The sequence below is a fragment of the Bacillus cabrialesii genome (assembly GCF_004124315.2).
Taxonomy (GTDB): Bacteria; Bacillota; Bacilli; order Bacillales; family Bacillaceae; genus Bacillus; species Bacillus cabrialesii.
The window spans coordinates 3871219-3890168 of record NZ_CP096889.1 but is presented as its reverse complement, the minus strand read 5'-3'; the positions used below and the strand labels follow the sequence as shown (position 1 = coordinate 3890168).

The 18950-nt window shown below is 47.5% G+C and carries 20 protein-coding genes; 11 read left to right on the top strand and 9 right to left on the bottom strand.

The window, feature by feature from the left end:
• The first annotated feature begins 4 nt into the window (after positions 1-4).
• Together EFK13_RS19885 and EFK13_RS19880 are read left to right on the top strand one after the other, a co-directional pair.
• Complete coding sequence (locus tag EFK13_RS19885) at positions 5-892, top strand: ABC transporter ATP-binding protein (RefSeq protein WP_129507178.1); 888 nt, start codon at positions 5-7, stop codon at positions 890-892.
• Complete coding sequence (locus tag EFK13_RS19880; protein WP_129507179.1) at positions 889-1665, top strand: ABC transporter permease; 777 nt, start codon at positions 889-891, stop codon at positions 1663-1665. Before EFK13_RS19885 ends, EFK13_RS19880 begins: the two co-directional genes overlap by 4 nt.
• Here EFK13_RS19880 and EFK13_RS19875 read toward each other — a convergent pair.
• Together EFK13_RS19875 and katX are read right to left on the bottom strand one after the other, a co-directional pair.
• The gene (locus EFK13_RS19875) at positions 1662-2864 is read right to left on the bottom strand and encodes an MFS transporter (protein ID WP_129507180.1); all 1203 of its coding nucleotides are present in this window, start codon (positions 2862-2864) and stop codon (positions 1662-1664) included. The two genes, EFK13_RS19880 and EFK13_RS19875, sit on opposite strands and share 4 nt — an antisense overlap.
• A 99-nt stretch (positions 2865-2963) precedes the next feature.
• A complete protein-coding gene (katX, locus tag EFK13_RS19870) occupies positions 2964-4607 on the bottom strand; it encodes a catalase KatX (protein WP_129507181.1) in 1644 nt (547 codons plus the stop codon).
• Positions 4608-4734: 127 nt separating this feature from the next.
• On the opposite strand from katX, the gene EFK13_RS19865 reads away from it, so the two are divergent.
• From EFK13_RS19865 to licH, 7 genes are all read left to right on the top strand, one after another.
• On the top strand, positions 4735-5325 hold the full coding sequence (locus tag EFK13_RS19865; protein ID WP_075750900.1) for a DNA-3-methyladenine glycosylase: 591 nt from the start codon (positions 4735-4737) through the stop codon (positions 5323-5325).
• Positions 5326-5353: 28 nt separating this feature from the next.
• Positions 5354-5512: a hypothetical protein gene (locus tag EFK13_RS19860; RefSeq protein ID WP_009968374.1), complete on the top strand. Its 159-nt coding sequence runs from the start codon at positions 5354-5356 to the stop codon at positions 5510-5512.
• Positions 5513-5673: 161 nt separating this feature from the next.
• Positions 5674-7599, top strand: a complete 1926-nt coding sequence (gene licR, locus EFK13_RS19855; protein ID WP_129507182.1) for a transcriptional regulator LicR — start codon at positions 5674-5676, stop codon at positions 7597-7599.
• A gap of 128 nt (positions 7600-7727) precedes the next feature.
• The gene (gene licB, locus EFK13_RS19850; protein WP_003218755.1) at positions 7728-8036 is read left to right on the top strand and encodes a PTS lichenan transporter subunit IIB; all 309 of its coding nucleotides are present in this window, start codon (positions 7728-7730) and stop codon (positions 8034-8036) included.
• 15 nt (positions 8037-8051) lie between these two features.
• Complete coding sequence (licC, locus tag EFK13_RS19845; protein ID WP_129507183.1) at positions 8052-9410, top strand: PTS lichenan transporter subunit IIC; 1359 nt, start codon at positions 8052-8054, stop codon at positions 9408-9410.
• A gap of 18 nt (positions 9411-9428) precedes the next feature.
• Positions 9429-9761 (top strand): PTS lichenan transporter subunit IIA, encoded by a 333-nt coding sequence (gene licA, locus EFK13_RS19840; protein ID WP_129507273.1) that lies wholly within the window; start codon positions 9429-9431, stop codon positions 9759-9761.
• Positions 9758-11086, top strand: a complete 1329-nt coding sequence (licH, locus tag EFK13_RS19835) for a 6-phospho-beta-glucosidase LicH (protein ID WP_129507184.1) — start codon at positions 9758-9760, stop codon at positions 11084-11086. Before licA ends, licH begins: the two co-directional genes overlap by 4 nt.
• A gap of 30 nt (positions 11087-11116) precedes the next feature.
• On the opposite strand, the gene EFK13_RS19830 is transcribed toward licH, so the two are convergent.
• The 7 genes from EFK13_RS19830 to EFK13_RS19800 all read right to left on the bottom strand — a co-directional run bounded on the left by EFK13_RS19830 (position 11117) and on the right by EFK13_RS19800 (position 17486).
• The gene (locus EFK13_RS19830; protein ID WP_129507185.1) at positions 11117-12208 is read right to left on the bottom strand and encodes a branched-chain amino acid aminotransferase; all 1092 of its coding nucleotides are present in this window, start codon (positions 12206-12208) and stop codon (positions 11117-11119) included.
• A gap of 142 nt (positions 12209-12350) precedes the next feature.
• Complete coding sequence (locus EFK13_RS19825) at positions 12351-13109, bottom strand: SDR family oxidoreductase (protein WP_129507186.1); 759 nt, start codon at positions 13107-13109, stop codon at positions 12351-12353.
• 86 nt (positions 13110-13195) lie between these two features.
• On the bottom strand, positions 13196-14374 hold the full coding sequence (dltD, locus tag EFK13_RS19820; protein ID WP_129507187.1) for a D-alanyl-lipoteichoic acid biosynthesis protein DltD: 1179 nt from the start codon (positions 14372-14374) through the stop codon (positions 13196-13198).
• Positions 14374-14610 (bottom strand): D-alanine--poly(phosphoribitol) ligase subunit 2, encoded by a 237-nt coding sequence (dltC, locus tag EFK13_RS19815; RefSeq protein WP_003227325.1) that lies wholly within the window; start codon positions 14608-14610, stop codon positions 14374-14376. The genes dltD and dltC overlap by 1 nt, the downstream gene beginning before the upstream one ends.
• Before the next feature lie 16 nt (positions 14611-14626).
• Positions 14627-15811 carry a D-alanyl-lipoteichoic acid biosynthesis protein DltB gene (dltB, locus tag EFK13_RS19810; protein WP_129507188.1) on the bottom strand — a complete coding sequence of 395 codons (1185 nt, stop codon included), beginning with the start codon at positions 15809-15811 and terminating at the stop codon, positions 14627-14629.
• The gene (gene dltA / locus EFK13_RS19805; protein WP_129507189.1) at positions 15808-17319 is read right to left on the bottom strand and encodes a D-alanine--poly(phosphoribitol) ligase subunit DltA; all 1512 of its coding nucleotides are present in this window, start codon (positions 17317-17319) and stop codon (positions 15808-15810) included. Before dltA ends, dltB begins: the two co-directional genes overlap by 4 nt.
• A gap of 17 nt (positions 17320-17336) precedes the next feature.
• Entirely contained in the window at positions 17337-17486 is a 150-nt protein-coding gene (locus EFK13_RS19800; protein WP_003227330.1) for a teichoic acid D-Ala incorporation-associated protein DltX, read from the bottom strand.
• A gap of 149 nt (positions 17487-17635) precedes the next feature.
• Here EFK13_RS19800 and EFK13_RS19795 point away from each other — a divergent pair, with 149 nt between their 5' ends.
• Both EFK13_RS19795 and EFK13_RS19790 read left to right on the top strand, forming a co-directional pair.
• A complete protein-coding gene (locus tag EFK13_RS19795) occupies positions 17636-17770 on the top strand; it encodes a hypothetical protein (RefSeq protein WP_129507190.1) in 135 nt (44 codons plus the stop codon).
• Between the two features lie 159 nt (positions 17771-17929).
• Positions 17930-18865, top strand: coding sequence for a 1,4-dihydroxy-2-naphthoate polyprenyltransferase (locus EFK13_RS19790; protein WP_129507191.1), 936 nt, complete (start codon positions 17930-17932; stop codon positions 18863-18865).
• Positions 18866-18950 lie beyond the last annotated feature (85 nt).

The following is an 18950-nucleotide window of genomic DNA, read 5'->3' as shown; positions in this document are numbered from 1 at the left end:
GGATATGCTGTCTATTGAATCATTATGCAAATCGTATCGGCATCATCAAGCTGTAAAAAATGTCAGTTTTCACGTGAATGAAAACGAGTGTGTCGCATTATTAGGCCCTAATGGAGCCGGTAAAACCACAACGCTGCAAATGCTGGCCGGGCTGCTCTCGCCAACCTCCGGAACCATCAAGCTGTTAGGGGAGAAAAATCCGGACCGGCGTTTGATCGGGTACCTTCCGCAGTATCCTGCTTTTTATTCGTGGATGACTGCAAACGAGTTTTTAATATTTGCCGGGAGACTGTCCGGTCTTTCAAAGAAAAAATGCCAAGAGAAAATCGGCGGGATGCTGGAATTTGTCGGCTTGCAGGAATCCGCGCACAAAAGAATCGGCGGCTATTCAGGCGGCATGAAGCAAAGACTCGGGCTGGCACAGGCGCTGCTCCATAAACCGAAGCTTTTGATATTGGATGAACCGGTGTCCGCTCTTGATCCGTCAGGACGGTTCGAGGTGCTGGACATGATGCGGGAGCTGAAGAAGCATATGGCTGTCCTGTTTTCTACACACGTATTGCACGATGCGGAGCAGGTGTGCGATCAGGTGGTCATCATGAAAAACGGGGAGCTTTCATGGAAAGGGGCGTTACAGCGGCTAAAAAAACAGCATCAAACGAACGTTTTTACCCTTACAGTGAAAGAGAAATTAAAGGGCTGGCTTGAAGAGAAACCTTACGTCTCCGCTATAGTCTATATGAATCCGTCTCAAGCTGTTTTCGAGCTGCAGGATTTACACGCTGGCAGGACGTTGCTGAGTGACTGTATCCGAACGGGATTGACTGTCACCCATTTTGAACAGAAAAAGGAGTCGCTTGAAGACGTCTATCTAAAGGTGGTGCACACATGAAGGTGTTGTTAACGCTATTGCAAAAGGAATGGCTGGAAGGATGGAAAAGCGGCAAACTGATTTGGCTGCCGGTCGCGATGATGATCGTCGGATTGACACAGCCGCTGACCATTTATTATATGCCGGAAATCATCGAACACGGAGGAAATCTTCCTGACGGCATGAAAATCAGTTTTACGATGCCTTCCGGGTCTGAAGTGATGGTCAGCACGCTTTCACAATTCAACACGCTTGGCATGGCTCTGATCATCTTTAGCGTGATGGGCAGTGTAGCCAATGAAAGGAATCAAGGGGTAACGGCGCTGATCATGTCACGTCCTGTGACGGCAGCCCATTATATCGTGAGCAAGTGGCTCACCCAAAGTGTGATCGGAATCGGGGCGTTTGCAGCTGGATACGGACTTGCTTATTATTACGTCCGTCTGCTGTTTGAACACACATCATTCAGCCATTTTGCCGCAAGCCTTGGCCTCTATGCTCTTTGGATCATGTTTATTGTAACTGCAGGCCTTGCCGGAAGCACGATGTTTCGGTCCCTTGGAGCAGCCGCGGCTTTCGGAATTGGGCTCACAGCTGCTGTTTCCTTTGCTGTCTCGCTTTTTCCCGATGGTGCGAAGTGGCTTCCGGCCGAGCTTTGCAAGCAGGCGGAGCATATCCTGCTTCATGGAGAGAGAGCGGATTTCTTCGCATGGTCACTCATATTCTCCATTTTGTGTATCATGCTTCTTGCCGTGTTTTCTGTGTGGCGCTTCCGGCGGTATGAAAGCTATTAATTGATCATATTATGCTTTTGCGCGAGCATCACAAGAAAGGCGGCAAATGCCATCAATCCGGCTCCGTAAAAAACCTCGGCAAGCCCAAAAAGCTGTGCGATTTTTCCCGCAAGAAGGGGCCCAAAGAAGATGCCCAGCGCATAAAACGATTGATAAAATCCCATCACTGACATTTTCAAACGGGCAGAACTAATATCGACGATGCGGCTTAGCAGCAGAGGAAATACGAAACCGAGCGCCAGCCCGATGCAGGCGTGTGTGATGCAAACCGTGAACAATGCAGCTGAAAAAGGAACGAATAGCAAACAGACTCCGGTGACAGCAAAACTGACGAGCATCACGAAGTAAGCAATTCGGCTCGTGAAGCGCAGAAACACAAAGCTTAGTGTGGCGGCTGCGTGAGGGAGGAAAAAAGCGCTCATCACCCAAAGCAGCTCCGCGTCACCCATTCCGAGCTGATGAATGAAAAGCGGTGTAAATCCAAACACTGTCATAAATAACACCGCATGGGCCGTCATAGACAGGATGGTGAAAAGCTTCAGCTTCGGAAGCCGCAATGTGTCTTGAATGTATTGTTTGACCTGGATTGTATCGCGGTTTGCGGGAGAAGCCGACGGATCTTTAATAAAGCAGCATATCACCAGGCCGGCGGCCGAGGCCGCCAGCGCCATCCAAAACGGGACCTGCCTGCCTAAGCGGGCTGCCGCCAGCCCGCAGAACACAATGCTGACAAACTGAGGCATGACGGTGAAAAACTGCATGATGCCCATCGCTTTTGATGCATTGCTATTGTTAAAGTAGTGCGTGTATAAAATGGTCGCCATCACCCACATAGAAGCGGTTATCCCCGCAAACAGCCGCGCGGCCAGCACGAAGAAGAAAGAGTCAAACATCAGAAAAAGCAGGCTGCTGAGAATGGAAAAACCAAATCCGGCAATTAACAATTGCTTGCGCAGAGAAAACAGGATGTCTGACAGAAGGCCGAGCGGGAATCGCAGAAGAATTTGCGTAACCCCGTAGCTGCCGAGGATGATGCCGATTGCGCCGTATGAAAAGTGCAGATCCTCCAAATACAGGCTGAATACAGGCACATAAATATAGCCTGAAAACCAAAAACAAAATACCATACATAAAAAAACGGCGTGATCTAAAGCGCCGATTGTTTTTTTCTGAGGAATCATGTCCTGCTTCAATTCCATTTCTCTCCACCCCTTTCCTTCCAGTACAACATAATTGCTGAAAGCGTTTCAATACCGAAAATAAAAAACAGGACCTTAAAAAAGTCCTGTTCGCTATTTTTAATACGGGTCAGACGGATGGCTTTCCTGAACAGCCTGCTTTGCAGCCTGTTCAGTGTCTGTTGTGCCGATCGGTCCGTTGCTGTTGTTCTCGGAGGCCTTTTTCAGCCCTTCCGCCACGCGTTTTCCGTAATCCGGATCAGCTTTTGTGAAATTCTCAATCATCTGATCCTGGATTTCTTTGCGGCATGTGGAAAGCGTATTGACCAAATTCGTGATCAATTCGTTCCGTTCAAATTCAGTAAATCTCCGGTACGTTTCTCCGGCCTGTCCGAAGTTGTTCGTTCTGTCGATCGCCTCACGCTTTACATCGCCCTCGACATGCGGCGTATGATCTTTTCCATCCTGCTTCGCTTCTTTCAGCCCGCCCATAATGGATGGTTCATAGTTGACGTGCGGGTTTTGTCCTTCTGCCCTATCGACCCGATATTGCATTTGCCCGCCTTCTTGGTTGGTGGCGACATGCTTTTTCGGCGAGTTGATCGGAAGCTGCAGGTAGTTTGCGCCTACACGGTAGCGCTGCGTATCAGAGTAGGAAAACGTCCGTCCCTGAAGCAGTTTGTCATCTGAAAAATCAAGCCCGTCGACAAGCACTCCCGTTCCGAATGAAGCTTGTTCCACTTCCGCATGGTAGTTTTCCGGATTTTTGTTCAGCACCAATTTGCCGATCGGCTTCCATGGGAAATCGTCTTTATACCACAGCTTTGTCGGGTCAAGGGGATCAAAGTCCAGTTCAGGATGCTCATCATCGCTCATGATCTGGGCATACACTTCCCACTCCGGATAATCGCCATTTTCAATCGCGTCATACAAATCCTGTGTTGCATGGTTAAAGTTTTTCCCTTGAATCTCTTCCGCTTCCTTCTGTGTCAGGTTGCGGATGCCTTGCTTCGGTTCGAAATGGTATTTCACGAGAACGGCCTTGCCTTCCTCATTCACCCATTTATAGGCGTGGACGCCTGAGCCCTGCATTTGCCTGTAGTTGGCCGGAATGCCCCAAGGCGAAAACAAGAAGGTGATCATATGTGTCGCTTCAGGAGACTGAGAAATGAAGTCGAAAATACGTTCACCATCTTGGATGTTTGTCACTGGGTCAGGCTGAAATGCGTGCACAAGGTCCGGAAATTTCAGCGGGTCACGGATAAAAAAGATCTTCAGGTTGTTCCCGACCAAATCCCAGTTGCCGTCTTCGGTATAAAGCTTAACGGCAAAACCGCGCGGGTCTCTCAATGTTTCAGGTGAGTGTTTTCCATGATTCACCGTAGAAAAACGGACAAATGCCGGTGTTTTCTTGCCTTTTTCCTGAAAGAGCTTAGCCCGGGTGTACGTCGAAATCGGTTCGTCTCCAAAGCTTCCGTACGCTTCAAAATACCCGTGTGCACCCGCTCCTCTGGCATGGACAACCCGCTCCGGAATGCGTTCACGGTCAAAATGGCTGATTTTCTCGAGAAAATCATAGTTCTCAAGCGTTGTAGGCCCTCTGTTCCCGACCGTTCTGACATTCTGGTTGTCAGTGACAGGATGCCCCTGCCTGTTCGTTAAGGTATCCTCTGACTCGTTTTTCCCCGATGTCTTATGAGAAAGAGCATCCCCGCTGCTTTGGGCATTTGTTCCGTGATGGTTTTTCTGATGATCATCTTTCATTGATTGACCCTCCTTTTTTGAACGATAACAATATTCCCTGAATGGAAAGATTTTAAAACAGCGTTTTTTCTCATCGCCTTGGGGAATGGTACAATGTACAAAAATCGGTAAAAGGAGAGGTCGGTTCGTGACGAGAGAAAAAAATCCGCTGCCCATCACGTTTTACCAAAAAACCGCTCTTGAGCTTGCCCCGTCGCTTCTCGGCTGTCTTTTGGTCAAAGAAACAGACCAAGGCACAGCGTCAGGATATATCGTGGAAACAGAAGCCTATATGGGGGCTGAAGACAGAGCCGCCCACAGCTTTAACAACCGCCGGACGAAGCGGACTGAGATTATGTTTGCGGAAGCTGGGCGGGTGTATACATACGTGATGCACACCCATACATTGCTGAATGTCGTTGCCGCAGAAGAGGGTATCCCGCAAGCGGTATTAATCAGGGCGATTGAGCCGCATGAAGGCCAGCTGTTAATGGAGGAGAGAAGGCCGGGCCGGCGTCCGAGGGAATGGACAAACGGGCCCGGAAAGCTGACGAAAGCGCTTGGCGTCACGATGAATGACTACGGACGCTGGATCACAGAACAGCCGCTTTACATTGAAAGCGGGTACACACCGGAAGAGATTTCAACCGGACCCCGCATCGGCATCGACAACAGCGGAGAGGCGCGCGATTATCCGTGGCGTTTCTGGGTGACGGGGAACAGGTACGTGTCGCGTTAGCATGTTTAAGCAAACGGCAATCAGGGGAATGGTTGAGAAAAAAGAAGGGAGAATCGGAGCTTTGAAAAAGATGATCAAAACTGTTATCAAATGGGCGCCGGTCATTTACCCGATTGTTCGAAAAATCATGAAGGATCGCAAGGCGTCAAAACAAAAGAATATGTCCGCATCCCGAACAGCCGGCTGAACCGGCTGTTTTTTTATGGGTCAGTTTTCCCGCTAGTCCTCGCGATGTTCATTGACTTGAAATTCTCTCCATTATAGAATTTATATACATTTCGCATTCCTTCATCATCCTTTCTGCCTATTCACTCTATCTCTGCATCTATTTGACAGGAGGTTTTTCTCATGCTTCATGGGCGACTTCGTGATATTCTGCGCTTGCTGATGGCGGCTGAAGCCCCGGTGACCAGCTCGTTTTTTGCCGCGCAATTAAACGTGACGACGCGGACGGTCCGCAATGATATAAAGGAACTGCAAGGTGTGCTGAGCGGCCATGGCGCCTTTGTCCAATCGGTAAGAGGCTCGGGGTACAAACTCCGTATCCATGACGAGCAGACGTTCAGAATGCTGCTGCAAGATGTGTTTCAGCAAAAAAAAGGCCTGCCGGTGTTGCCGGAGGAGAGAATGGCCTATCTCATGAAACGGCTGCTGCTGGCGGAGCATTACCTCAAGCTCGATGAACTGGCTGAAGAACTATTTATCTCAAAATCTACACTCCAAACGGATTTAAAAGAAGTAAAGAAACGGCTGCTGCCTTACCGCATTGTCATGGAGACACGCCCGAACTACGGCTTCAAGCTGCGCGGGGATGAGGTGCAGATGAGGTACTGCATGGCGGAGTACATTGTGGATGAAAGAGAAACGGAGATTGATATTCTGAATGAAAAGGCTGATATATTGCCAAATGAAGAAATCGAGATCATTCGTTCCGCCATCCTGGCAAAAATGAAAAGCGACCGCATCCCTCTGTCCAACTTGGGGCTCAATAACCTCATCATCCATATCGCCATCGCCTGTAAGCGGATCAGAACGGAAAACCACGTATCTCTTTTCCGGGAAGATATGGAGCATATCCTGCATCAAAAAGAATATCAGGCTGCCGAAGCCATCGTAAAAGAGCTGGAATCAGCGCTTGCCGTTACGTTTCCGAAAGACGAGACGGCCTATATCGCCATGCATCTCCTCGGCACAAAGCGAATGACACAGCCGCAATGCGGAGAGGATACATTTTCGATTGATGATGAAACCGATCAGCTGACATGTGCGATGATACAAGCCGTTGATCGTGAGCTGAAGCTCGGCATCGTGCATGACAACGAGCTGAAAATCGGCTTGGCGCTGCATGTGAAGCCGGCGATCAGCCGCAACCGATACGGCATGAATCTTCGAAATCCGATGCTGGCGGCGATCAAGGAACATTATCCTCTCGCTTTTGAAGCCGGGATTATTGCGGGGATGGTCATAAGGGAACAAACAGGCATCGACATTCATGAAAACGAAATCGGGTATCTGGCCCTCCATTTTGGCGCCGCGATTGAACGGAAAAAAACAGAAAGCCCGCCAAAGCGCTGTATCATTGTGTGTGCATCAGGTGCCGGGAGCGCTCAGCTGCTCCGTGAAAAACTCCGCTCCCATTTCGGCAAACGGCTCGATATTTTGGGAACTGCCGAGTATTACAGTCTTGACCAGATCTCCTATGAATCAATTGATTTTGTCATCAGCACCATCCCGATCAAAAAAGAGCTCCCAGTGCCGGTGCTGAAGGTCAACACACTCTTGGGCGGAACCGACTTTGCAAAAATCGAATCCATTCTGAGCGATGAAAAAGAAAAAGCGGCCCGCTACCTAAAAAAAGAACTTGTTTTTTTCCAGAAGGATCTGCGCTCAAAAGAAGAAGTGATTCAATTTTTAGGACAGAAAGCGGTTGATTGCGGCTATGCCGATGAAGGAATCATAGATTCTATTTTTGAAAGAGAAGACATGTCGCCAACTTGCTTCGGCAATCTTGTTGCCATTCCGCACCCGCTTGTTCCGCAGACAAAAACCACATTTTGGGCGGTCTGTACGCTTAAAAAACCGATAGATTGGGAGAATCAGCGTGTTCAATTTGTCTGTTTGCTTTGTGTCGAAAAGGAGAACAAAGCGGATTTGCAAAGCATGTATAAACTGCTTGGCAGCATCTTGGATGACCCGGCTGCGGTGAACCAGCTGATCAAAAGCCGTTCGTATCAAGAGCTTTCGGATGTGTTTGACCAAAAAATGACGAGCTGACAGCCTGTATATACCTTTTTTCCGTTTCCTGCGGAAAAACCTTGAGTGTTTATGAAAGCGATTTCATAATATGATGATATCAACAGCAGGACATAACAAAATTGATCAAACTCTAGGGGGTCTTTTACATGAATATATTACTCGTTTGTGCAGCAGGCATGTCTACCAGCTTACTAGTGAGCAAGATGGAAAAAAGTGCGCAGGAACAAGGAAAAGACTATACCATCTGGGCAGTTTCAGGCGATTCTGTACAGAATCATATCGATAAAGCGGATGTACTGCTTCTCGGCCCGCAAGTCCGTTACATGCTTCCGCAGCTGAAAAAATTAGGAGAGTCAAAGGGGGTTCCGGTAGACGTCATTAATACCGTCCATTATGGCACGTGCAACGGGGCGGAAGTGCTGAAATCAGCTGAACAGCTTGGACATGTGTCATAGAGAGGGGCGGGCTATGTGAATAGAGTCAATCAGATCTTAGAAGAAAAGGTCATGCCTATAGCAGGAAGGATTGCGGGACAGCGTCACTTACAGGCGCTGCGTGACGGTATCATCCTCACGATGCCGCTGATTATCATCGGTTCCTTTTTCCTCATCATCGGCAACCTCCCGATCCCGGGATACGCTGAGTTTATGGCAAAAACGTTTGGCAGCTCCTGGTCTGAAAAACTGGCTTATCCAGTCGACGCGACCTTTGAAATTATGGGTCTTGTCGCCGCGTTCGGCATCGCCTACCGGCTCGCCGAGAAATACGGCGTTGATGCCTTGTCGGCCGGAGCCATTTCACTTGCGGCATTTTTGTTGGCGACACCATATCAAGTGCCGTTTACGCCGGATGGTTCGACGAAAGAAATCATGGTCGGCGGCGGGATACCGCTTTCGCTGATGGGAAGCAAAGGCTTGTTTGTCGCCATGATTATCGCCATGGTGTCGACAGAGATTTACCGTCTCATCATCCAGCGCAACCTGGTCTTCAAAATGCCGGACGGCGTTCCCCCGGCAGTCAGCAAGTCATTTGTCGCGTTAATCCCCGGCTTTGCCGTCATCTTCCTGATTTGGGCAGCCCGGCTGATTGTTGAAGCGACACCGTTTGAAAGCCTTCATAATATTGTAAGCGTTTTACTGGGGACGCCGCTTTCCATTCTTGGCGGAAGCCTCGGAGGCAGCCTTGTCGCAGAAGCCGTCAAAATGCTTTTATGGGCCTGCGGCCTTCACGGCGCTAACATTGTCGGCGGCGTCATGGCACCGATTTGGTACGGCGCCATGGATGCCAACCGGATCGCCTTCCAAGCCGGTGAGGAGCTGCCTAAGATTTTCACCCAGCAGTTTTTCGATATCTGGGTCAATATCGGCGGAAGCGGCGCCACGTTGGCACTCGTTGTCACGATGTTCCTGCGCGCCCGAAGCAAACAAATGAAGCAGCTCGGAAAGCTAGCGATCGGGCCGGCCATCTTCAACATTAACGAACCGATTATTTTCGGTATGCCGATTGTCATGAACCCGATGCTCCTGCTTCCGTTTATCATCACGCCGCTTGTCACAGTGACACTCACATACATCGGAATGAGCACCGGACTCGTCGCTAAACCGGCGGGTATCGCAGTTCCATGGACCATGCCGCCGATCTTTTCAGGCTATCTGGCGACAGGGGGAAAAGTCTCTGGTGCGGTCATGCAAGCCATTAATATCGCCGTATCCTTTGCTGTCTACTATCCGTTCTTCAGAATGTGGGATAAACAGAAGCTGAAAGAAGAAAACGATCTGGAGCTGGTCCAAACGCCTGCGGCATCAGATGAAAAAGAAGCGGCTCTGTAGAGAAAGGAAGTGAATCGCGTGAATGAGAAAATGGAGCAAATCATTTTTCAAATTATCCTTCACGGAGGAAACGGAAGGAGCTCCGCAATGGAGGCCATTGCCGCTGCGAAAAGCGGTGACGTAGAAGAAGCGCGGAAAAAGATTCAAGACGCCGCAGAAGAATTGTCAAAAGCCCATCATTATCAGACAGAGCTGATCCAAAATGAAGCGGGCGGGGAAAAAACGGAAATGACGCTTCTGATGGTGCATGCACAAGACCATTTAATGAATGCGATGACAGTGAAGGATCTGGCGGCGGAGATCATTGAGTTATATGAAAAAATCACCGAACAAAGGGGAGCAAGCATATGACAAAAGGATTGAAGATTGTAACGATTGGCGGAGGTTCAAGCTACACGCCAGAGCTAGTGGAAGGATTGATTAAGCGGTATGATGAGCTGCCTGTCCGTGAATTATGGCTCGTCGATATCCCAGAGGGCGAAGAAAAGCTGAATATTGTCGGCACGCTCGCCAAACGGATGGTTGAAAAAGCCGGCGTCCCGATCGACATTCACCTCACGCTCGACCGGAGAAAAGCGCTGAAAGACGCAGACTTTGTCACGACCCAATTCCGCGTCGGACTTTTGCAGGCAAGGGCCAAGGATGAACGCATCCCATTAAAATATGGCGTTATCGGCCAGGAAACAAACGGCCCGGGAGGCCTGTTTAAAGGGTTACGGACGATTCCGATTATCCTGGAGATCGCAAAGGACATTGAAGAGCTTTGCCCGAACGCATGGCTCGTCAACTTCACAAACCCGGCCGGCATGGTGACAGAAGCCTTGCTTCGCTACTCTAACCTGAAGAAAGTCGTCGGTCTCTGTAACGTTCCAATCGGCATCAAAATGGGTGTAGCCAAAGCGCTCGATGTAGATGTGGATCGCATAGAAATCCAATTCGCCGGACTGAATCATATGGTGTTCGGGCTGGATGTCTTCTTGGACGGCGTAAGCGTGAAGGATCAAGTCATCGAAGCGATGGGTGACCCGAAAAACGCGATGACGATGAAAAACATCTCAGGTGCAGAGTGGGAGCCGGAATTTTTAAAAGCGCTCGATATCATCCCGTGCGGCTACCACCGTTACTATTTTAAAACAAAAGAAATGCTGGAGCACGAACTGGAAGCATCACAAACAGAAGGCACCCGCGCTGAAGTTGTCCAGAAGGTTGAAAAAGAGCTGTTCGAGCTATATAAAGACCCGAACCTTGCGATCAAACCTCCTCAGCTGGAAAAACGGGGCGGCGCTTACTACAGCGATGCAGCGTGCAATTTAATCAGCTCCATTTATAATGATAAACACGACATTCAGCCGGTGAACACGGTCAATAACGGGGCAATCGCCAGCATCCCGGACGATTCCGCGGTTGAAGTGAACTGCGTGATGACGAAAAACGGCCCTAAGCCAATAGCTGTCGGCGACTTGCCGGTATCTGTCCGGGGTCTCGTCCAGCAAATCAAGTCATTTGAACGTGTCGCGGCAGAAGCAGCGGTCACAGGCGACTATCAAACGGCGCTGCTCGCCATGACGATTAACCCGCTTGTTCCATCCGACACGATCGCCAAACAAATTTTAGATGAAATGCTGGAGGCGCACAAAGCGTACCTGCCGCAGTTCTTTAACAAAATTGAAGCGTAAAAAAGCCGGCCCTTCGTGGCCGGCTTTTTCTTACTTGCTTTCAGTCAGCGCTGCGACTTCGGTTGTCCATCCGAAGTCATCTGCGACAGCGCCTTTTTGAATGCCTGTAATCGTGTCATATAGTTTTTTGGCGATTTCTCCAGTTTCACCGTTGTTGATCGACAATGTTTCATCCTGCCAGATCAGCTCGCCGACTGGGGAAATAACAGCTGCCGTACCTGTTCCGAAGGCTTCTTCAAGGATGCCGTCTTTATGGGCTTGGATGACCTCATCGATCGTAATTTTCCGTTCTGAAACGGGCAGGCCCCAATGTTTAAGCAAGGCGATGACGGAATTGCGTGTAATGCCTTCCAGGATGCTTCCGTTTAGCATCGGCGTTACAATTTCACCGTTGATTTTGAAGAAGATGTTCATGCTTCCGACTTCTTCGATGTATTTTTTCTCAATGCCATCCAGCCAGAGCACTTGAGAAAATCCTTTCTCTTCGGCTACCTGCTGCGCTTTTAAGCTTGAAGCGTAGTTTCCTGCGGTTTTGGCATTTCCCGTTCCGCCTTTTACCGCACGGACAAATTCACTTTCGACAGCGATTTTGACCGGCTTGATGCCTTCTTTGTAATAAGAGCCAACCGGAGAAAGAATGATAAAGAGCTTATACGTATGAGATGCCGCAACACCGAGGAAAGGCTCGGTTGCGATGATGAACGGACGGATATAAAGGGACGTGCCCTCCGCATTCGGAATCCAGTCTTTATCGATCGCGACAAGCTGTTTTAAGCCTTCCAGAACCTGTTCTTCATCGATTTGCGGGATGCAGAGGCGGTCGTTTGATAGATTCAGGCGCTCCATATTTTTTTCCGGTCTGAAAAGCAGGACATGGCCATCCTCGGACACGTAAGCCTTTAACCCTTCAAACACGGTTTGCCCGTAGTGATATACCATTGCGGCCGGATCCATTGAAAAGGGTTGATAAGGAATGATTCTTGGGTCGTACCATCCTTTATCCGCCGCATAGTCCATTACAAACATGTGGTCTGTAAACACTCTTCCGAACGAAAGCTGATTTGGATCTGGCTTCGGTTTTTTTGTTGATGTCAATTCAACGCGAATCGTTTGTTTAGTCATGGTCAATCTCCCTGTTGTTAAATTGTTTATATTATCAAACTTATTTGAAAATAATTTATATTCTATTGTATACCTTCAACAAATATTCGCAATAGGTTTGCTCAAATTTGTAAGAATTTCATAAAAGAAAAAGCAGGAGAAATTAATTCTCCTGCGTGTTCATTTGCTCGAACACCTTGTCATAATCGGCCCGAGTGGCATTCCGAAGGCCTTCAACACGTTCATTCGTAATTTCTTGTTTGCCTTCCTTCAAGCCGTCCAAGAAATATTGAACATATTCTTCAGCTGAAATGCCGCGGTACGTCAGGCCTTGTTTATCGCGTGATTTTTGGTTTAAGCCCGTGTCCACCATAGGCGGCGCCATTTCAATCACGTCCACGCTCGTATCGCGGAGCTGGTGTCTCAGCGTAAGCGAGAATGAGTGAAGCGCCGCTTTCGTTGCGCAGTACACCGGATAAACAGCTAACGGGTTAAACGCAAGCCCCGACGTGACCTGAATGATAGCCGCCTCGGATTGCTTCATCAAATGAGGCGTGAAAAGGGCAGATAAATGGACAGGCGCTTGAAAATTGAGTTCAATTTCATCTCCGTCCACGAAAAGCTCCTCTGTCCCTTTTCTGAAGTCAATTTCCTTTTGAATGCCGGCGTTGTTGACGAGAACATTCAGGTTCGGAAATTCTTTTAGAGCCCATTCAAACAATGCTTCCCGCTGCGAACGGTCTGCAACATCACATTGCTTTGTATGGATGTTTGGGAGCTGCTGTTTCGCTTCTGTAAGACGCGCTTCGCTGCGTCCGCAAATAATGACTTCATTGCCGAGTTCCAGCAGCCGCTTGGCCAGTTCAAGCCCAATGCCAGCGGAACCGCCTGTGATTAAAACCGTATTGCCTGTCATCTTCATTGAGTAACACCTCTTATTCAGTTGGCTGTGATTCCTTACTATTTCAAATCTTAGCAGGAAATATGCAGCCGCGTCATATGAGATGCTTAGGATGAAGTGACTTTTCCGGTTTTATAAAATTCGTCAATTGCTTTATCGACATACACCCAGCCTTTCCAGCCGATGTGGATGGTGTCTTTCATGAAATAAGGGTCATATTCATGTCCCGAGAAATCAGCAACCTGGAAGCCCTTGGCTCTGATCTGTTTATTCACCTTTTTGTAATAGTCAGTGCGGCCTTTTTTCGGGAAGCCTGTGTAGTCGTACCATTTTCCGTTAACAGGGATGGTGACAAACATAGGCTCTGCTCCCGCGTCTTTCAGGATATCAAGCATCATCTCAAAATCGCCGTATTCCGGTGACACAGCATACGATTTTCCTTTGTTTTTCCCTTTCAGCTTAGGCACCTTTGGCTTCAGCTTTTTATAGACAGGGTTGTCGATGTGAAAATCGTTAGATCCGGAGTGGCGTTTGCCTGATTGATCTGCGAGTTTATTTAATTCAGACCATGACTTATCCTTTACTGACTGCGAGATATAACGCTTTGGCCCAGATGATTCCGTCGCTGAATAATACATGTCTTTTTTTTCTAGCATGCTGTAATAGACTTTAGCCGCCGGCTTCAGCGCGTTTGCTTTCCATGTCTGGCCGTTTACCATTGCTCTGTACAGCTCGGAAAGAATCGCGTCGTTTTGCACAGCCTTAAAGCGCAGCATGCGTTTCATCATTTTCTTTTTAATTTCAGGGTCGATCTGATCGTTAAATGCCAAATCAAGCCCTTGCAGCGCGGAATAGTTCGGCGCGAAATGCTGTTCATCAGACCCGCGCTTAATAAACCATTGCGGAGACACGATGAATACGATTTTTTTGCCCTTCAGCTGATCCATATGGGCAGCGAAGTTTAAGGAATGAATCAATGACTGGGACCCGCCTTTTCCGACAAGGTATGGCGTGAACCCCTTATTGTTTACTTGAAAATAATTAGATGGGTGGAACTCGTCCAGCCTTGAAAGCTCAGAAGACCCGTAAATCGGAAGATATGTCGGATCTTTGAGCATTTGATCTTGTAAATAAAGCCCTTGAAACATACTCGGGTTCAAGGCTGTTGCTGACTCTTTTACCCGCTTATCGGTGATGAAGCCTGTCAGCCATGAAGATGGAATTGCGATGGCGCCTGCGAATAGAATAAACGCCAAAATAATTGGACCGAAAAAACGCTTTTTCATTATTTCAACTCGGACAGCTGATTTACAATGTTGTTAGGCGTATTCCAAACATCCCGGTCAAATTCAGTGATCGGCACTAAAATATCAAAACGGTTTTCAATCGCAAGCAGCAATTCTACTGTTCCAAAAGAATCAAGCAAACCTTCTTCAAAAATTTCAATATCAGGATTTTCCTTTACGATGTCATCCTGACACACTTCTGCTAAAACGTCTAATACCTCTTGTTTAAAATCCATAGCTTTCTAATCTCCTTTAATGGTGATGAAATAGTTTTCCTGAGAAAATATAAAATCCGAAGCAAACGAAGTGGAACGTGATCACAATCGCGAGAACGGTTGTCCAGCGGTTGGACGGAAGCCATTTATATTTCTTATTCCACTTCTCGAAAAAGTTATAGCACGTCATCAGCACGGCGTGATAGAGGCCGTAGATGATATATTGCGGCGCAAGCCCGTGCCAAACCCCCATCAGCATAAACAGCAGGAAATACCCGATGTTTGAGACGGCCATACGGTTTTTGATCCACTTTTTCTTTGTCATCCAAAATACGAATCTCATAAACACATAATCTCTGAACCAAAATGACAGAGACATATGCCAGCGATTCCAGAAATCTTTAATATTTTTACTGATAAACGGTTTATTAAAGTTTTCCGGTGATTTAATGCCCATAATATAGCTGACCCCGACGGCAAACATCGTGTAGCCTGCGAAATCAAAGAATAAATACATGCTGTAGCCGTACATGTACAGCAGATTTCCAAGAATCTTATTGTGCGTGATCGCGGGAAGATTCATGATGAAGTACGTATTGATCGCATAGCCGATTATAAACTTGTACAGGAAACCGATAAAGATTTTATGTATTCCTGTATACAATAGGTCGGCGTATTCTTCTTTTGTCCAAGCCTTCTGCTCATCCTTGACGAATCGGCGATATCTGTCGATCGGACCGGAAGAAATCGTCGGGAAAAACAGGATGAAATACAGCAGGCGGTGCAGCGGCAGCTGTTCTTTCAGCAGACCGTCTCTCGCTTCCATAATCAGCTGAACGCCTTTAAAGGTTAAATACGAAATCCCTAAAAAGCTGATCAGGTTATGCGGCGGATGATGCGGCTGCGGGTGGGAAAGAAAAGGCCATATTTTTGACAAGAATAAAGGCAGAATCGCCGCGATAACAGCCCCGCAAAAGACAAAGCCGCTGTTCGCTTTCTGCCGGTACGCCAGATAGCCGCTGATCAAAAGCACCTGCCATATCGTAAACAGACACAGTGCGATGACCCCGTGTAAGTCGTGTGAAAAAATTAATGCCAATATAATGATAGATATGAACATGTTGTACGCTTGAAATCTTTTTCCGTTCAGGCCGAGAATGATCGTCGGCAGAAGAAGAATGCCAAGCAGTATAAAGAATAAAAACGAGCTGTAAGGCGTCATACAAGAACCTCTTCGCCGATGCGTTTCCGGTCAATTTTGCCGTTAGCCGTCATTTGGATATGATCCTGGTAGATGAATTTTCTCGGGATCATATACGCCGGAAGGGAAGCGGCTAGCTCTTTTTTAATGGCGCTTGTCAGCTGGAATTCCTTCTGGAACTCATGCTCCTCAGGCACAATAGCAGCGATCAGGTACTCAACTGTTCCGTTTGGCTGATACGGGATCACGACAGCAGAACGAACGTACTGAGACTGTCTGACATGGACCTCAATTTCCTCCAGCTCCATTCGGTAGCCGTGAAGTTTAATTTGGAAATCCAAACGCCCTTGGCAGAAAATCTGACCATCTTGGATATAACCGGCATCGCCAGTCCGGTATGCCCACTGTCCTTCATAAGAGAAAAACGCTTTTTCCGTCAGCTCTGGCTCACCAAGGTAGCCTCGGCTTACGCTCGGCCCTGCAATGACGATTTCTCCTTTTTCTCCATAAGGAAGCGGCTGACCCTGTTCATCTATAATGAAAATGTTCATATCAGGCTTGGCGAAGCCGACCGGCAGCGATTCATTGCGGCTGATGATGTCATTCGTAATTTCAACGGATGTGACAGCCACTGTCGCTTCAGTAGGACCATACGTATTAAAGATTTTCGCTTTCGGAAAACGCTCAAGCAGCGCTTGTGCCACAGACACAGGAAGAACCTCTCCGCAAAACATAAATGTGTCCGCGTCAGGCAGCAGGTCTTGTGAAAAACCCGGGTCCATCAGGCACATCTGCACAAAGGATGGGGTTGAGGTCCACACATTCAGCCCGGACTTCTTCAGCTCTTCGAATAAGATTTTCGGCTTATTCACAGCATCCTTTGTCACGCAGTGTAAAGTTCCGCCTGATTGAAGGCACGGATAAAGATCCATGACAGATAAATCAAATGAAAACGGCGCTTGGTTTAAAAATGTTTTTCCTCCGTTGACTGGAAAGTCTGCACAAATCCAATCTGTGAAGCTTTGAAGGTTCGCGGCGGAAATCTGTACGCCTTTAGGATTTCCGGTGCTTCCGGAAGTATAAATGATATAAAACGTCTCGTGTTCCTTGACCCATTGATCTTGGCTGACAGAGGCGTCTTTGTTTTCCAGCAGTTCTTCTGCTGAAACCGTCTGAATCTGCTGGCCGAGTTCATCAATTGGAAGTCCGTCGGCATGGATCAGCAATTCTGCTCCAGAACTTTCGATAATTTTCGCAATCCGCTCGGACGGAATGGACAGATCAACCGGAATATAAGGATGTCCCGCTTTGACGCTCCCTAAGAAGGAAACGATCATGTGCGGCTCCATGTGGCCGTACACAAGGATAGGGGCTTTCTTTTCCCCGGAAATGCGTTGTTGGATCGCGGCAGCCGCGCGGTCAGACTGCTCCCATAATTCCTGATACGTGAGCGACTGGCCTTGAGAGCGGAAGGCATCAGTTTGCGGATAAGATTCCGCATGTGTTTGAATAGCATGTAAAAGTTTCATAGTTATTCTCTCTCCAATTAGAAATCGTTATAAATATATGAACCGGTATTCGCGGTGTGAAAACCATACATAAAAAACAAAACAAGCAGTATCATCAAATAAAAACCTGTATGACATGTCCACTTGACAGCGGGTTTTTCATACAGCTGTTTCATTAATTGCAGCATATCAAAAATTCCCTTCCCGTTTTTTCGACAATCACATGAGTATTTGACGATTAGATGCTCAAAAAGTTTCATTTTTTCCCTAAACTCCCTCAAATTATTATATCGGCGTCTGCTTTTTAAAATGAACCTTTATACCTGCAAGGGCAAGAATGAAATATGTTGAGCTGATTTATAATAAAGGAAAAGATAACTGGAGTCAAAAGATCTTTTTAACTTTTAAAAAGCGTAATGTACTTAAAAAAATTTTTCCGTACCTGTTCGTTCAGGCGGAAGCAGAAACCTAATGAAATCGGGACAGAAGCGTATAATAAGAAAGAAAACGCCTTCTTGCGGTATCTTGTGAAATGAGGGAGAAGTCATTATGATAGATAAGGAAGCAAAAGGAGTTTTATTAAGCTGCCGGCTGAAAAAAAGTAAGCCTTTTAATAGAAAGGAAGAGGAACATGAACCAAACAAATAAGGGTGAGGGTCAGAAAGCGCCTCAAAAAGAAAGCATGGGGCAGATCCTTTGGCAGTTAACCCGTCCTCATACGTTAACCGCATCGTTTGTGCCTGTGCTGCTCGGAACGGTTTTGGCGATGTTTTATGTGAAGGTTGATCTGCTGCTGTTTCTGGCTATGCTGTTTTCTTGCTTATGGATCCAGATCGCGACGAACTTATTTAATGAATACTACGATTTTAAACGCGGGTTAGATACAGCAGAATCTGTCGGAATCGGAGGTGCGATTGTACGCCACGGAATGAAGCCTAAGACGATTTTGCAATTAGCTCTCGCGTCATACGGGATTGCCATTCTGCTCGGTGTTTATATTTGTGCGAGCAGCAGCTGGTGGCTCGCTGTGATCGGCCTCGTCGGCATGGCGATCGGTTACCTGTATACAGGCGGTCCGCTGCCGATTGCATACACGCCGTTCGGTGAGTTATTCTCAGGCATTTGCATGGGTTCAGTGTTTGTGCTGATTTCGTTTTTCATTCAGACAGATATGATCAACACACAAAGCATTTTGATTTCGATCCCGATTGCGATCCTTGTCGGCGCGATTAACCTGTCGAACAACATTCGCGACATTGAAGAGGACAAAAAAGGCGGACGCAAAACATTGGCGATTTTGATGGGGCATAAGGGAGCTGTCACTCTCTTGGCTGCGTCGTTTGCTGTCGCTTATATCTGGGTTGTCGGCTTGGTCATTACCGGTGCCGCAAGCCCGTGGCTGTTTGTCGTCTTTTTGAGCGTGCCTAAGCCGGTTCAGGCAGTGAAGGGCTTCGTCCAAAAAGAATTGCCGATGAATATGATTGTCGCAATGAAATCAACAGCCCAAACGAATACATTTTTCGGATTTCTGCTCTCGATCGGATTATTGATCAGCTACTTCCGATAAAAAAGAAAGACCGCTCGTTTCGTGCGGTTTTTTTTTGTTACATTCGACCGCAATTTGTAAAATAATTCATAGAACCTTGCAGCAG

What these genes read in the sequence shown, in the direction of transcription:
- licH (WP_129507184.1), top strand. Translation starts at nt 9,758, where the DNA reads ATGACAAAAGGATTGAAGATTGTAACGATTGGCGGAGGTTCAAGCTAC.
- dltD (WP_129507187.1), bottom strand. Translation starts at nt 14,374, where the DNA reads ATGAAAAAGCGTTTTTTCGGTCCAATTATTTTGGCGTTTATTCTATTC.
- EFK13_RS19830 (WP_129507185.1), bottom strand. Translation starts at nt 12,208, where the DNA reads ATGACTAAACAAACGATTCGCGTTGAATTGACATCAACAAAAAAACCG.
- EFK13_RS19860 (WP_009968374.1), top strand. Translation starts at nt 5,354, where the DNA reads ATGGTTGAGAAAAAAGAAGGGAGAATCGGAGCTTTGAAAAAGATGATC.
- EFK13_RS19875 (WP_129507180.1), bottom strand. Translation starts at nt 2,864, where the DNA reads ATGGAATTGAAGCAGGACATGATTCCTCAGAAAAAAACAATCGGCGCT.
- EFK13_RS19885 (WP_129507178.1), top strand. Translation starts at nt 5, where the DNA reads ATGCTGTCTATTGAATCATTATGCAAATCGTATCGGCATCATCAAGCT.
- EFK13_RS19825 (WP_129507186.1), bottom strand. Translation starts at nt 13,109, where the DNA reads ATGAAGATGACAGGCAATACGGTTTTAATCACAGGCGGTTCCGCTGGC.
- EFK13_RS19795 (WP_129507190.1), top strand. Translation starts at nt 17,636, where the DNA reads ATGAAATATGTTGAGCTGATTTATAATAAAGGAAAAGATAACTGGAGT.
- dltA (WP_129507189.1), bottom strand. Translation starts at nt 17,319, where the DNA reads ATGAAACTTTTACATGCTATTCAAACACATGCGGAATCTTATCCGCAA.
- dltC (WP_003227325.1), bottom strand. Translation starts at nt 14,610, where the DNA reads ATGGATTTTAAACAAGAGGTATTAGACGTTTTAGCAGAAGTGTGTCAG.
- EFK13_RS19800 (WP_003227330.1), bottom strand. Translation starts at nt 17,486, where the DNA reads ATGCTGCAATTAATGAAACAGCTGTATGAAAAACCCGCTGTCAAGTGG.
- licR (WP_129507182.1), top strand. Translation starts at nt 5,674, where the DNA reads ATGCTTCATGGGCGACTTCGTGATATTCTGCGCTTGCTGATGGCGGCT.
- dltB (WP_129507188.1), bottom strand. Translation starts at nt 15,811, where the DNA reads ATGACGCCTTACAGCTCGTTTTTATTCTTTATACTGCTTGGCATTCTT.
- EFK13_RS19790 (WP_129507191.1), top strand. Translation starts at nt 17,930, where the DNA reads ATGAACCAAACAAATAAGGGTGAGGGTCAGAAAGCGCCTCAAAAAGAA.
- licB (WP_003218755.1), top strand. Translation starts at nt 7,728, where the DNA reads ATGAATATATTACTCGTTTGTGCAGCAGGCATGTCTACCAGCTTACTA.
- EFK13_RS19880 (WP_129507179.1), top strand. Translation starts at nt 889, where the DNA reads ATGAAGGTGTTGTTAACGCTATTGCAAAAGGAATGGCTGGAAGGATGG.
- katX (WP_129507181.1), bottom strand. Translation starts at nt 4,607, where the DNA reads ATGAAAGATGATCATCAGAAAAACCATCACGGAACAAATGCCCAAAGC.